This window comes from Streptomyces doebereineriae (assembly GCF_031845645.1).
Classification (GTDB): Bacteria; Actinomycetota; Actinomycetes; order Streptomycetales; family Streptomycetaceae; genus Streptomyces; species Streptomyces canus.
Genome location: NZ_JAVREZ010000030.1, coordinates 55718 through 69397, shown reverse-complemented (window position 1 = coordinate 69397; position 13680 = coordinate 55718). Strand labels below are relative to the sequence as shown.

Below are 13680 nucleotides of genomic sequence, written 5' to 3'. Positions count from 1 at the left end.
CGCCCCCGCTCGTTCCCTTCCCGTCCGACTCGGAGTGCGCCCCCGTGCCGACCTTCTCCAACCCCGTTCTCGCCGGTAGTCACCCCGACCCCTCGATCTGCCGGGTCGGCGAGGACTTCTACCTGGTCACGTCGTCGTTCGCGTACTACCCCGGGATCCCGGTCCTCCACAGCCGCGACCTGGTGGGCTGGCAGCCGCTCGGACACGTGGTGGACCGCCCGTCCCAGGTGCCGCTGACCGGGCTCGACGTGTCGGACGGCCTCTGGGCCGCGACGATCCGCCATCACGGAGGCACCTTCTACGTGGTCGTGGCCCTGGCGAGGGGCCGCCAGGGCAGCACCACCTACCTCTTCACGGCGTCCGACCCCGCCGGTCCCTGGTCCGACCCCGTCGTCCTGGAGGCGGAGGGCATCGACCCGTCACTGTTCTTCGACGACGACGGCCGCTGCTGGTTCACCGCCTGCCGCGACGCCGCCGAGCCGGAGGTGACGGGCCCCGGCGAGCTGTGGATGCGCGAACTCGACCTGGAAAGCCTGGCGTTGACCGGGCCGACCCATGCGCTGTGGTACGGCGCCATGCGCGGCGCCTGGGTGGAGGCACCGCATCTGTACAAGCGCGACGGGGTCTACCACCTGATCGGCGCGGAGGGCGGAACCGAGCGTCATCACGCCGTGACCGCGGCCCGCGCCGACGCCGTCACCGGCCCCTACTCCACCGACCCGAGGAGCCCGCTGCTCACCCACCGCCACCGCGGGGCGGCGGAGCCGATCCACAACGTCGGTCACGTCGACCTCGTCGACACGCCCGCCGGGGAGACCTGGGCCGTCGCTCTGGGCGTACGACCGCTCGACGGCACGCACACCCTCGGCCGCGAGGTGTTCCTCGTCCCGGTCGAATGGACCGCCGACGGCCCGGTGTTCGCTCCGGACACGGGTCGGGTGAGGCTGTCGGAGCGGTTGCCGGCGGGGACCGGCGCGGGGGCCGTGGCGCCGGTCCGGCCGGCGCGGGACGACTTCGGCGGCACAGCGCTCGGCCCGGAATGGAGCAGCCTGCGCGGACCGGTCGGTCATCTGGTTTCGACCGGCCCGGGGGAAGGAGGCCTGACCATCCGCCTCTCCCCCGAGCCCCTCACCGGTACGGGCACTCCCGCGTTCGTCGCACGCCGTCAGCAGCATCTCCGTATGCGCGCCAGGGCCCGGGTCCGCTTCACCGCCACCGCTCCGACTCAGGAAGCGGGGCTGGTCGTCTTCCAGCACGCGCACCACGCCACCCTCGCGCTGACCGCCGACGCCTCCGGCGTCCCGCACGTTGTGCTCACCGCCCACGAGGCGGGCTCCCCCACCCGGCTCGGGGCAGTCGCCGTGACATCCGACGAGGTCGTCCTCGTGGTCGACAGCGACGAGTCCGGCTACACCTTCCACGTCGAGGACGGCACGTGGACGACTCTGGGCAGCATCGAGCGGCCCTTCTTCAGCACCGAACGCGCCGGCGGGTTCGTCGGGGTCCACCTCGGCCTGTACGGCATCGGCGGCGCCGACGCGGGCGAGGCGCACGTGCACTGGTTCGAGTACGCCCCGGCCCGTTGACGCCGCTCGCGGGGATCAGCCGTAGAAGTTCTTCGCCCAGCGGTGCTCGGTCAGCACGGCGAGTTCCCGTTCGGTCAGCGGTGGCGCGTCGGCGATCGCCGCGTTGCGTTCCACGTTCCGCAGGGAACGCATTCCGACGATGACCGTGGAGACAGCCTGCCCTGCGAGGGCGAACCGCAGGGCGGCGGACGGGAGTTCCTCCGCGGCGCTGCCCAGGTCGGCGAGGATCGCGTCGACGTGCTGCTCGACCTGGGCGGGCCGGTCGTCCCTGAAGTACCAGTTGCGCCAGTCGCCCTCGGGGAAGGTGGCACCCGTGCGGATCGCTCCGGTGAGGGCGCCTTCGTCGAGGGCGACACGGACGATCACGCCGACGCCGTACTCCTCGCAGGCCGGCAACAGGGCGTCGGACGGGGCCTGTTCGAAGACGTTGTAGATGACCTGGACGGTGTCGAGCACTCCGGTACGCAGCACCGTGAGCACGTTCTCGGGCTGGTGGTCCTTGACGGAGATCCCGAAGAACCTGATCTTGCCCTCCCGCTTGAGGGCGTCCACCGTCTCCAGCCAGTCGCCGCGGCCGGTCCACTCGTCCTCCCAGGTGTGCAGCTGAAGGAGGTCGACGTGATCGCGGCCGAGTTCGCGCAGGCTGGTCTCCAGGCTCTCCCGGAGGTGCGCGCCCGGGAACGCCACCATGGGGTCGAGTCCGCTCGGCGACAAGGAGACGGGCACCTTCGGAGCGACCTTCGTCGCCACGTGGACGCCCTCCCCGCCGCCGGGGAGCTCCTTGAGCGCCCGGCCGACGACGCGCTCGCTGCGGTCGTAGGCCCGGGCGGTGTCGATGAAGGTGACGCCCAGATCGAGGGCGCGGCGCAGGGCGCGGACGCCGGAGTCGTCGTCGGCGCCGACCCAGGCGCCCTGGCCCAGTCCCCAGGCGCCGTAGCCGATCTCGGACACGGTCAGGCCGGTGCGGCCCAGTTCCCGATAACGCATGTGCTGTCCGTACTCCCCTGGTGAGGCCCTCCGGTGAGGGCTGTCGAAACCGTGGCGGGCTTCAGGAACCGGCGCGCGGCGCGGCGGTGCTTCGCCGTACGACGAGTTCCGGCGTGATCTTCTGCCGTTCCGCAGGCTCCCCGCCCAGCATCCGCACCAGCTGCTCGATGGCGGTCCTGCCGAGGTGGGCGAAGTCCTGCCGGACCGTGGTCAGAGCGGGGACCAGGTATCCGGCGCCCTTCATGTCGTCGAAGCCGACGAGGGAGACGTCCTGCGGCACCTTCACGCCCCGCTCGGCGAAGGCGGCCAGCGCTCCCATCGCCATCTGGTCGTTCCCGGCGAAGACCGCGGTGGGCAGGCCGGTGCCGGCGTCGCAGAGTTCGCGGGCCAGGCGGAATCCGCTCTCCGCGCTGAAGTCGCCTTCCAGCAGGGCTCCTTGGGCTTCCGCCGCGGTGAGTTCGGCCTGCCAGCCGTCGACGCGTGCCCGGGCGTCGAAGGTGCGCAGCGCTCCCGTCAGGTGGGCGATGTCCCGGTGCCCGAGGCCGAGGAGGTGGCGCACCGCGAGCCGGGCGCCCAGTTCCTGGTCGACCTCGACGAAGCCCAGACCGGGGTTGGGTGCGCTGCCGGACATCACCACCGTCACCGGCACCCCGAAGGACAGGCCGGACAACGCCTCCACCACGACGGGCCGGTCCGCTACGACCGCGATCGCCTCCACCGACTGGTCGGTGAGGCGTCGCAGTGTCTCCATGAGGTCGGCGGAGGTGCTCTCACCCTGTCTGCTGGCCAGGCTCACCCAGTAACCGGCCTGCTTGGCGGCCGTCTCGACGCCCAGGAGGATACGCGGCAGCTCGAACAGTTCCGACCCGACGATCACCACGCCGATCGTCGAGGAACGCCGGCTCTTGAGGGCCCTGGCGACACTGTTGCGGCGATAGCCCAGCTTCTGGATCGCGGCCTCGACCCGCGTGCGGGTCTCCGGACGGACCGAAGGATGGCCGTTGATGACACGGGAGACGGTGATGTGCGAGACGCCGGCCTCCCGGGCCACGTCCATCATGCCTGGCGGCCGGTCCATGTCACTCGTCCTCCGCCTTCAACCCCAGCAGGCCTCGCGCCCACCGCAGATCCTTTCACAGGCACTCGGAGCTGCCAGGTCCGGCAACTGCATGTCAGGACGCGTACCTCGGTGTCCACTGCGTCGTCGCGATCGCGTCGCGCAGCTCGGCCTCCGTGGCCTCGGGGGCGACGCCGTCCTCGACTGCGGCCAGCGCGACGGCCAGGGCGATCTCGCGGGCGGCGTCCCGCATGCTCGCCAGTGGAGGCAGCAGCGGGGTCGCCCCGTCGGCGCCCGCCTGCACCGCGCACTCCCCCACGGCCCGCGCCGCCGCCACCATCATGCGGTCGGTCACGCGGGTGGCCCGGCAGGCGGTGACCGCCAGGCCGACGGCGGGGAAGACGTAGACGTTGTTGGCCTGCGCCACCGGCACCTCACGCCCGTCCAGCGTCAGCGGCGGGAAGGGCGAGCCGGCCGCGATCAGGGCCCTGCCGTCGGTCCAGCGGGCGAGGTCGGCGGGCTCGGCCTCGGCGTTCGAGGTCGGGTTGGACAGCGGCAGGATCACCGGCCGGTCACAGCCGTCGGCCATCGTCCGCACGATCTCCTCGGTGAACGCACCGTGCGCCGTGGAGAGCCCGATCAGCACCGTCGGCTTCACCTCGGCGACCACACGCCCAAGATCGAGCGCACCCCACTGTCGTACCTCCGCGTCGTCGCGCGCGTAGACGCGCTGCTCGGGTGTGAGGTCGGTGCGGGAGCGCACCAGCAGGCCGTCGATGTCGACGAACCAGAAGCGGTCGGCGGCCTGCTGTTCGGAGAGGCCTTCCTCCACGATCGCGGTACGGATCATGTCGGCGACCCCGATCGCCGCCGAACCGGCGCCCAGGACCACGATGCGGTGGTCGGTCAGGGACGTTCCGGCGATCTTCGTGGCGGTGGACAGCGCGCCCAGCGCCACGGCAGCGGTGCCCTGGATGTCGTCGTTGAAGGTCAGCAGCCGGTCCTGGTAGCGGCCCAGGATGGGACGGGCGTGCGCGGTCGCGAAGTCCTCCCACTGCAACAGGGTGCCGGGGAGTTCGGCCTCCACCGCGGACACGAACGCCTCGATCATCTCGTCGTAGGCGTCCCCGGTGACGCGGTGCCGCCTGCGGCCCAGGTAGTGCTCGCCGGCCAGCAGCTGCTCGTTGTCGGTGCCGGCGTCCAGGAGGACCGGGAGAGTGCGCGCCGGGTGGATGCCGCCGATGGCGGTGTACAGGCTGAGCTTGCCGATCGGGATGCCCATGCCGCCGACGCCCTGGTCGCCCAGGCCCAGGATGCGCTGACCGTCGGTGACGACGATGACGTCGACCTCGCCGCCGGGCCGGTTGCGCAGGATCTCCCTGAAGCGGTGGCGGTCCTCGTACGTCAGGAACAGACCGCGCGGCCTGCGGTAGATCTCACTGAAGCGCCGGCACGCCTCGCCGACCGTCGGCGTGTAGACGACCGGCAGCATCTCCTCCAGGTGCCGGGTGAGCAGGCCGTAGAACAGCACCTCGTTGGTGTCCTGGAGCTGGCGCAGGTAGATGTGCCGGTTGAGCGGCTTGTCGTACCCGAGGAACGCCTCGTACGCCCGGTCCGCCTGCTCGTCGAGCGTCTCCGTCGCCGGTGGCAGCAACCCGTCCAGGCCGAGTTCGGCACGCTCCTCGGGACTGAAGGCGGTGCCCTTGTTGAGCAGCGGGTCGGCGAGCAGGGCCGCTCCGTGGGCACGGGCGGGGCTGTGCGTTGTCATGACGTTCCTCAGGTCGAGGGGCTTCAGGGGCGGGGGGTGCTGCGGAGGTTTGCGTGCCCCATTCCGCCTTCCCCGTCCCCGGACATCGAAATCACCTGAGGGTCGGCCGAGCCCGCACACGTCAGCTCAGGCGTCCCGCGCCGCGTGAACTCGCTGCCCGTCGACAAAGGTCTCCAGGACCCGGGTGGCGGCGATCTCCTCGGGCGGCCCTGCGAACGGATCGCGGTCGAGGACGACGAGATCGGCCGACTTGCCCACGGTGATGCTGCCGGTGATGTCGTCGAGGTGGTTCACATGGGCGCTCCCCGCCGTGTACGCGGCGAGGGCGGTGCCCAGGTCGAGGCGCTGCTCCGGAAGGAACTCCGGCGTGCCCTCAGGGGCGTCGGGGGCGATCCGGTTGACGGCGACATGGATGGCCTGGAAGGGGTCGGGGCTGCTGACCGGCCAGTCGCTGCCGGCGGCCAGGGTCGCGCCCGCGCGCAGCAGATCACCGAACGGATACTGCCGTGTGCCGCGTTCCGCGCCGAGGAAGGGCAGGGTCAGTTCGTCCATCTGCGGTTCGTGAGCGGCCCACAGCATCTGGAGGTTGGCGCTCGCGCCCAGGGTGCGGAACCGGGGGATGTCGTGCGGGTGCACGACCTGCAGATGTGCGAGGTGGTGCCGCGTGTCGCGCCACCCGTTGGCCGCGCGGGCGGACTCCACGGCGTCGAGGGCCTCGCGCACCGCGCGGTCGCCGAGCGCGTGGAAGTGGACCTGGAAGCCGGACGCGTCGAGTTCGGTGACGTACTTCCTCAGCTCGCCCGGCTCGACGAAGCTGATGCCGCTGTTGTCCGAGGAGCAGCCGCAACCGGTCAGATACGGGTCGAGCATCGCGGCGGTGTGGTTCTCCGCGATGCCGTCCTGCATGACCTTCACCGTGGTGGCACGGAACCGGCCGCGGTTCAACTCCTCGCGTCGGGCGACGAGTTCGGGGATCTGCTCGGCACCCCGCGCACGGTCCCACCACAGGGCGCCGACCACGCGGGCGGTGAGCAGTCCCTGGTCGAGGGCCGCGTGATAGGAGGGCGCCGGGTCGGTCATGTTGGCGTACGCGCCGACGATGGCGTCCTGCCAGGCGGTGACGCCGTACGAGTGCAGCACGGCCTGGGCCCGCAGCAGGGCCGCGAGTTGCTCCTGCGGCGTGGGATCCGGAACCAGCCTTCCCACGAGGTGGACCGCGCCCTCCTGGAGCATGCCGGTGGGGTTGCCGTCGGCGTCGCGTTCGATCCGGCCGTCGACCGGGTCCGGGGTACGGGAGTCGATGCCCGCGCGCTCCAGCGCCCGGCTGTTGACCCACGCGCCGTGGTGGTCGCGGTTGGGCAGGAAGACGGGTCGGTCCGGGACGATCGCGTCGAGGGCCTCAGCTGTGGGAGCGCCGCCGGGGAACGCCTCCAGGGACCAGCCGCCGCCGGTGATCCACTCGGCTTCCGGGTGCTGATCGGCGTACGCCTTGATCCTGCGCAGGTACTCGGCCGGGTCGACGGTGTCGGCGAGGTGGCACAGGCCGAGTTCGAGGCCGGCGCCCTGCGGGTGGACGTGGGCGTCCTGGAAGCCGGGGAGCAGCAACTTCCCGGCGAGGTCGACGACTTCGGTGCGCGGGCCGATCAGCTCGCGCACCTCGTCGTGGCCGACGGCGGCGATCCGCCCGTCGCGCACGGCCACGGCGGTGGCGCGGCTGCGGGCGGGATCGACGGTGTGCACGGGACCGCCGGTGAGGACGAGGTCCGCGGTGTGTGACATGGGAGTGGGCTCCAGAGAAGGTCAGACTGCCGTACGGTCCATCGGCAGGGTCAGGGACTCGGCGTCGGTGCCGCGCCCCGTGGTGAAGTACGGCGAGCGCCTCACGTACTTGGCCACGGCGGCCATCCCGAGGCCGGCGAGGATGATCGCGGCGGGCAGCGAGAACATGAACCAGCCGTTGTCCGGGCTGAGTTCGAAGTGGTCGCTCATGGTCAGGTACGAGTATCCGAGGTAGCCGCCGAGGCCGAGCAGGATCAGGCCGGACACGGCGGGCACGCCGATGGCGAGCAGCGCCTCCCGTGCTCCTTCGTGCCGCGCGGAGCGGAAGCGCACGGCGCAGGCCACCGCGGTGAGGCCGTAGTAGAGGGCGACGATCAGGCCGATCGCGTTGACGGCGGCCAGCAGCATGTCGCTCAGCTTGGGGATCGCGACGGCGAGCACGGCGATCACTCCGGCGATGGACATCACGACGACGGTGCCGGCGGCGGGGGTGCCGTAGCGCGGGTGGATCCGGGTCCACACCGGCCCCATCGTGCGGTCACGGCTCATGGCGAACAGGCCGCGTGCCGTGGGGATCAGAGTGGCCTGCACGGAGGCGACGGCGGAGAACATCAGCGCGACCAGGGGCAGGGTGGCCCAGGGTTCGGCGGCCAGTTTCTCGCCGAGGTACGGGAGGGCCTGGGGGCCGTTTCTGACGAGTTCTGCCAGGCTCATCTCCCGCTGGAAGGCGACCGAGGCGAAGAGGAACAGACCGAGCATGGCGAAGAGGGCGATGAGGCCGCCGCGGGCCGCGTCGCCCGGGCTCTTCGTCTCCTCGTTGACGCTGAAGGCCGCGTCCCAGCCCCAGAAGAAGAAGACCGCGAGCACCATGCCCTGGGCGAAGGTGGTGCCGCTGGAGATCTCGAAGGGGTTGAACCAGGACAGCGACACGGCGTGGTCCCCGGTGACCAGGGCCCAGCCGCAGAAGGCCAGCAGCACGGCGTACTCGAAGATCAGCAGGGCGAACTGGAAGCGGGTGGCGGACCGCACCCCGGTGACGGCCAGGGCGGTGAGGCCGAGGAGGATCACCAGCCCGACGGCCGTGGTGACACCGGTGGAGGTGGGGTCGAGGGCGATGCCGGCGAGACTGTGCAGTCCGGCCTTGTTGGCGAAGGCCAGGACGACCGAGCCCATGATCGCGCTGGTGTAGGCGCAGAAGATGACCGAGCCGACCAGGGTGACCCAGCCGGTCAGGAAGCCGGGCCAGGGGCCGAGGGCCCTGCCGACCCAGACGTAGCCGTTGCCGCAGTTCGGCTCCGAGCGGTTCAGGCGGGCGTAGGCGGTGGCGATGCCGAGGACCGGCAGGAAGGCCAGCAGCAGCAGCGCCGGGGCCTGGAGGCCCACGATGGTCGCGATCGTGCCCATGCCGATGGCGATGCTGGTGGTGGCCGCGGTGCTGGACGCGGCGATGGCCACGCCGTCGACGACGCCGAGGGAACGGCGCAGGGCCGGGCCCGGCGCGGAGGGCAGGGGCGGTGCTGATGACATGAGGGCTCCTCGGGGACGGGAGACGGGGAAGAGCCGCGCGGTGAGGTGATGGAACAGCCGACGTCCACATTGGGTCAACCCTGTTGACGTAAGGCGGGTGGGGGTCGTTCACTGAGCGCGCCCGGACGAGAGGAACGTGCCCATGTCCAGCCGTGTCCCGCAGGAGCGCCGACGCCGGCGGCCCACCCGCTCCGGAGTCCTGCTGTCCGAGGACCTCATCGTGCAGACGGCCCTGCGGCTGATCGGCGAGCACGGTCCCGAGGCGCTGAGCGTGCGTCGGCTCGGCGCGGCGCTGGGCTGCGACCCGACCGCCCTCTACCGCTATTTCCACGACACCGACGACCTGGTGCTCGCCATCGCGGACCGGATCATCGGTGACGCGATGGCGGGGTTCGTCCCCGGGGAGGACTGGGTGGCCTCGCTGCGCGAGATGGCCCTGCGGGTCCGTGCCGGATACCTCGCCCACCCGCGGGCGGCCGCCATGGCCGCGCACCGGGTGACCCGGCGCAGGAGCGAGATCCAGGCGGTGGACACGGGGATCGGCCTCCTGCTCTCCGCGGGCTTCGAGCGCGCCGCCGCCGCGCGCCTGTACCTGGCCTTCATCGACACCGTGCTCAGCCACGCGGCCACCGACGCGGCGTTCCAGGCACTCCCCCGGCAGCAGCGTGAGGCCGACCAGCGGGCGTGGGGGGACGTCTACCAGGACCTGGACCCGGTGGCGTACCCGGCGCTCACCGCGGTACGGCGCGAGTTGCCGGGCATGGCGGACAGCTCGTTCGAGGAGGCGGTGGACCTGCTGCTGGAGGCGCTGGCGGCGCGCGCACCGGCGCGCCGGGCGTCCACAGGGGGTTCGTCACCCGGATGAGTTTTTCCGTACCTTCCGTGGGGCGGCGGTTGGCTGGAGAGGCAGGACGGTAGCAACGACCAGATCGCACACCAGTCCACAGGGGGGACTCCATGAGACACAGACGATTAGGTGCCCGCGCCGCGGTCGCGGCGCTCGCCTTCGCACTGCTCGGACTCGGCTCGGGTCCGGCGCTCGCCCACACCTCGAAGCCGTCCTCACCGCAGTACACCGCCGTCGACCTGGGCACCCTCGGCGGCGCCTACAGCTCGGGGTTCGCACTCGACCGGGACACGGTGGTCGGCAGCTCCGCGATCGCCGGCGACTTCGAGTGGCACGCCTTCGCGTACGACCGCTCCACGCGCGTCATGACCGACCTCGGCACCCTCGGGGGGACGTCGAGTTCCGCGCTCGACGTCGAGGGCCGCTATGTGATCGGCGACTCCACGCTGGCCAACGGCAACTCCCGCGGGTTCGTGCACGACCTGCGCACCCGGAGTACGCAGACGATCGGTACCTTCGGCGGCACCGACAGCCACGTCGCCGGGATCAGCGGCAGCACGGTGGTGGGCAGCGCCAGGACACCCGGCAACCAGAACACCCACGCCTACGCGTACGACGCGCGCACCGGCGTCATGACCGAACTCGAGTCCCCGGTCGGCCCGGACGGGACCAGCACCGCGGCCGGGAGCTCCCAGAACCGGTACGTCGCGGGCACCTGGGACTACCCCGACACGCCGTTCGAGGGAGGCCACGCCTACGTGTACGACCTGCGCACCCGGGCCTGGACCGACCTGAGCGCCTACGACAACGGCGTCTCCAGCAAGGTCACCTCGATCACCGGCAACACGGTCGTCGGCACCTTCCAGCCGAAGCCGGACGGTTCCTCCGAGCAACCGCCGGAGCGCGGCTTCGCGTACGACATCCGCAGCGGGGTCTGGAGCGACCTGGGCCCCGAGATGTCCTACCGCCCGGTCGTCACCGGGCACACCGTCCTCGCCACCACGCGTCCGGGCGCGTACGCCTACGACCTGCGCACCAAGACGCTCTCGACCTTCGGCCCCGGACCCGGCCGGACCTACATCAACGGCGTGGCCGGAAAGTTCGCCGCCGGCGACACCAACCCCGGCCCCTTCGGCTACGTCTACCGGGTCGACACCGGCGAGTTCACGCTCCTGCCCGCCGTCGGCGGCGTCCACTCCACGGCGTCCGACGTCGACCGGCACGGGGCCGCCGTGGGCAACAGCGCGACGGCCTCGGCCGACCCCTCCACTCCCGACGGCGTCTACCACGCCACCCTCTGGACCGTCCGGCACGGCTGACGCGGCCACGACCGCGTACTGACACCGCGTCAGCAGGTGTCTCCCGGTCCGCCTTCGTGCTCCACGCGCACCCGCTCGTCCGTTCCGCGAGCGGGTGCGCCCTGCCAGAAGTACTCCAGGGCCCGGGGCACGTTCTGGGCGGCGCCCGGTTCGCGGGAGAGAATCTGGACACCGATGGTGACCGTGAGGACCGTGGCGACGAGGTCCTCGATCGCGACGCCCGGTGCGAGGCTTCCGTCGCGCCGGGCGTCCTCCAGCTGTCGCAGCAGGAGGGTCACCAGCCGGCGGCGCAGCGTCGGGACGCCACCTTCGGCGCGGTCGCAGCTGACCTGGAAGCCGGCTCGTACGACGACGTCCCGGCTCAGCAGTCCGACCAGTTCACGGGTCGTCTCGACCACGGATGCCATGGCCGGGCCGGTCGGGCGTCCGCGGGCGGTGGCCAGTCCGTCCAGAGCACGCTCCGCCTCCTCCTCCAAGGCGGTGGCCAGCGCGTCCTTGTCGGCGAAGTGGAAGTAGACCGCGCCTTTGGACAGTCCGGCCTCACCGCTCACCCTGGAGAGAGTCGCGCCCTTGAGACCGTAACGGTCGACGATATGAGCCGCCGCCCTCACGATGGCCTCGCGCGAGCGGACGGCGCGTTGTTGTCGTGGCACGGAAGGTCAGTCCCCTCTCCCACCGAGCCGCGGGGCTCGCGCGCGCGAGGGCGCCGCCAGCACGGCCGCGCCTATCAGCAGCACCGCCGCGGCCGCGACCGCCCCCTGGTGTGCCGGCGGCTCCCCGAGCAGCGGCCCCAGGGCGAGCGAACCGAGCACCTGACCACTGATCATGCCCAGGCCTGCGGCCAGGACCCCGATGCGGCGCACGGTCAGTACCGCGGCCAGCACCACTACACAGCCGAGCAGGCCGCCCGCGTAGTGCCACAGCGGTCCGGACCGAGGCCGGGGCAGTTCGGAGGACACCGTCAGCACGACCACGGCGGTGACCATGAGCGCGGTGCCGGTGGCGAAGCTCAGCAGTACCGCGGGGTACGGATGGTGTCCGGCGGCCTCGTCCACCCGCCCGTTCACCGCCATCTGCCAGGACAGAGCGCAGCCGGCGAGGAACGGCAGGACGGCGAGCGCGAGCGTACGGCCCGCGTCCGGGGCGGCCAGCACCGGAATCGCCACAGCGCACACGGCGAGCAGCCCGCCCGACAGCCGACGCCGGGTGGCACGGCGGGGCGTACCGGGGCCCAGGCCCAGATGGTCCATGACCACGCCGCTCAGGGTCTGGCCGGCGACCAGCGCCAGAGTGAAGGCAGCGGGCCCGAGCGCGGCGGCGGTCAGCGCCTGCGTCAGGACCATGCCGCCGCCCGCGAGGCCGCCCAGGCAGTGCCATGGCCGCAGTCCACGCGAACGCAGCGCAAGCAGCAGTGCGGCGAACGCAGGCCGCAGTCCTGCCAGGAAGAACGCGGCCACCGAAGCGACACCCAGGCTGAGTGTGTTCGACCAGGCGGCCGCGGCCACGGCCCCGGTGTGCTCACCGAGCCTGCCGTTGACCACGGACTCCAGGGCCAGCGCGGCACCACCGGCGACGGCCCCCGCCAGCGGCAGGGCCCCGGACCGGGCCGGGGCCCGCGGTGGGGCGGGCGCCCCGGGTGAGGGCGCCCGGCCCGCCTCGTGGGCGCGACCGTGCGACGTACGCGACAACGGCATGGTTACTCCCGGTGGAGTGGGGCGGCAGTGTCGGGGGGTGGCGCTCGGGCGCTTTGCTCGCACGCGCTCAGCCGGGCGGTGGGAAGGACTCCACCGCCCGCAGGATGTCGGCGCGCGACACATCGCAGTGGGTGATCATCCGCACGCCGGTGTCCGTGGGGACCGTGAGAACACCGCGTTCGGCGAGGACGGAGACGGTGCGCTGCGGGTCGTCGACCGGCAGGACGAGGATGTTGGTCCGTGGGACACCGGTCCGCCAGCCGCGGTCGGCCAGTCCGGCCGCGAGCAGCCGGGCATGGTCGTGGTCCTCGGCGAGGCGGTCGACGCGCTCCAGCGCCACGAGGCCGGCTGCCGCCAGTACGCCGCCCTGCCGGACTCCGCCCCCGAGCATCTTGCGGACTCTGCGCGCCTCTTCCACGAACGCCCTGTCGCCCGCAACTACCGAACCCACCGGCGCGCCCAGCCCCTTGCTCAGGCAGACCTGGACGGTGTCGGCACCCTCGGCCAGCTCCGCCGGGGTCACGCCGAGGGCGACCGCGGCGTTCCAGAGGCGGGCGCCGTCCAGGTGCACCAGCAGCCCGGCGGCGTGCGCGGCGTCGGTCAGCCGGCGGTGTTCCGGCGGGGTGGTGACGGTGCCGCCCGCCGCGTTGTGCGTGTTCTCCAGGCACAACAGCCGGTCCCGCAGCGCGAAGTACGGTCCGCCGCGACCGACCACCCGGGTGATGTCCGCGGGACTGATGGCGCCGGGGCCGGCAGTCCAGGGCAGGGCGCGCGGCATGCCGCCGGCCAGCCACGCGGCGGTGCCGACCTCGTGGTCCAGGATGTGCGCGCGGTCCGGGGCGAGGAAGCGGTCGCCGCGGTCGAGGTGCACGCACAGCGCGATCAGGTTGCCCATCGACCCGCTGGGCACCCACAGGGCGCCCTCGGTACCGAGGAGGCCCGCGACCTCCTCCTCCAGCGCGCGCATGGTGGGGTCGCCGTCGAGGACGTCGTCGCCGACCTCGGCACGGGCCATCGCCTCCCGCATCCGTGCGTCGGGACGGGTGACGGTGTCGGATCGCAGGTCGACCGGCGGTCCGGTCGGGGGTGGTGTCACGGAAGCCTCCACGTAAGGGA

The 13680-nt window shown here is 72.2% G+C and carries 11 protein-coding genes; 3 read left to right on the top strand and 8 right to left on the bottom strand.

Annotated features, from left to right (window positions below):
- Positions 1-44: 44 nt before the first annotated feature.
- Positions 45-1586: a glycoside hydrolase family 43 protein gene (locus tag RNB18_RS47040; RefSeq protein WP_311720326.1), complete on the top strand. Its 1542-nt coding sequence runs from the start codon at positions 45-47 to the stop codon at positions 1584-1586.
- A gap of 15 nt (positions 1587-1601) precedes the next feature.
- Here the strand turns inward: RNB18_RS47040 and RNB18_RS47035 are convergent, their stop codons facing one another.
- The 5 genes from RNB18_RS47035 to RNB18_RS47015 all read right to left on the bottom strand — a co-directional run bounded on the left by RNB18_RS47035 (position 1602) and on the right by RNB18_RS47015 (position 8704).
- On the bottom strand, positions 1602-2573 hold the full coding sequence (locus RNB18_RS47035; RefSeq protein WP_311720325.1) for an aldo/keto reductase: 972 nt from the start codon (positions 2571-2573) through the stop codon (positions 1602-1604).
- Between the two features lie 61 nt (positions 2574-2634).
- Positions 2635-3651: a LacI family DNA-binding transcriptional regulator gene (locus tag RNB18_RS47030; protein WP_311720324.1), complete on the bottom strand. Its 1017-nt coding sequence runs from the start codon at positions 3649-3651 to the stop codon at positions 2635-2637.
- Positions 3652-3745: 94 nt separating this feature from the next.
- Positions 3746-5398 (bottom strand): NAD-dependent malic enzyme, encoded by a 1653-nt coding sequence (locus tag RNB18_RS47025; RefSeq protein ID WP_311720323.1) that lies wholly within the window; start codon positions 5396-5398, stop codon positions 3746-3748.
- Positions 5399-5524: 126 nt separating this feature from the next.
- Positions 5525-7177 carry an amidohydrolase gene (locus RNB18_RS47020; RefSeq protein ID WP_311720322.1) on the bottom strand — a complete coding sequence of 551 codons (1653 nt, stop codon included), beginning with the start codon at positions 7175-7177 and terminating at the stop codon, positions 5525-5527.
- A gap of 21 nt (positions 7178-7198) precedes the next feature.
- Complete coding sequence (locus tag RNB18_RS47015) at positions 7199-8704, bottom strand: APC family permease (protein WP_311720321.1); 1506 nt, start codon at positions 8702-8704, stop codon at positions 7199-7201.
- A 142-nt stretch (positions 8705-8846) separates the two neighbouring features.
- Between RNB18_RS47015 and RNB18_RS47010 the strand changes: the two genes are divergently transcribed.
- Both RNB18_RS47010 and RNB18_RS47005 read left to right on the top strand, forming a co-directional pair.
- Positions 8847-9569, top strand: coding sequence for a TetR family transcriptional regulator (locus RNB18_RS47010; protein WP_311720320.1), 723 nt, complete (start codon positions 8847-8849; stop codon positions 9567-9569).
- A 92-nt stretch (positions 9570-9661) separates the two neighbouring features.
- Positions 9662-10870 carry a hypothetical protein gene (locus RNB18_RS47005; RefSeq protein ID WP_311720319.1) on the top strand — a complete coding sequence of 403 codons (1209 nt, stop codon included), beginning with the start codon at positions 9662-9664 and terminating at the stop codon, positions 10868-10870.
- Between the two features lie 29 nt (positions 10871-10899).
- Here RNB18_RS47005 and RNB18_RS47000 read toward each other — a convergent pair whose 3' ends face one another.
- The 3 genes from RNB18_RS47000 to RNB18_RS46990 all read right to left on the bottom strand — a co-directional run bounded on the left by RNB18_RS47000 (position 10900) and on the right by RNB18_RS46990 (position 13660).
- Positions 10900-11523, bottom strand: coding sequence for a TetR/AcrR family transcriptional regulator (locus tag RNB18_RS47000; RefSeq protein WP_311720318.1), 624 nt, complete (start codon positions 11521-11523; stop codon positions 10900-10902).
- Between the two features lie 6 nt (positions 11524-11529).
- Positions 11530-12564, bottom strand: a complete 1035-nt coding sequence (locus tag RNB18_RS46995; protein ID WP_311720317.1) for a DMT family transporter — start codon at positions 12562-12564, stop codon at positions 11530-11532.
- Between the two features lie 67 nt (positions 12565-12631).
- Positions 12632-13660 (bottom strand): threonine aldolase family protein, encoded by a 1029-nt coding sequence (locus RNB18_RS46990; protein WP_311720316.1) that lies wholly within the window; start codon positions 13658-13660, stop codon positions 12632-12634.
- Positions 13661-13680 lie beyond the last annotated feature (20 nt).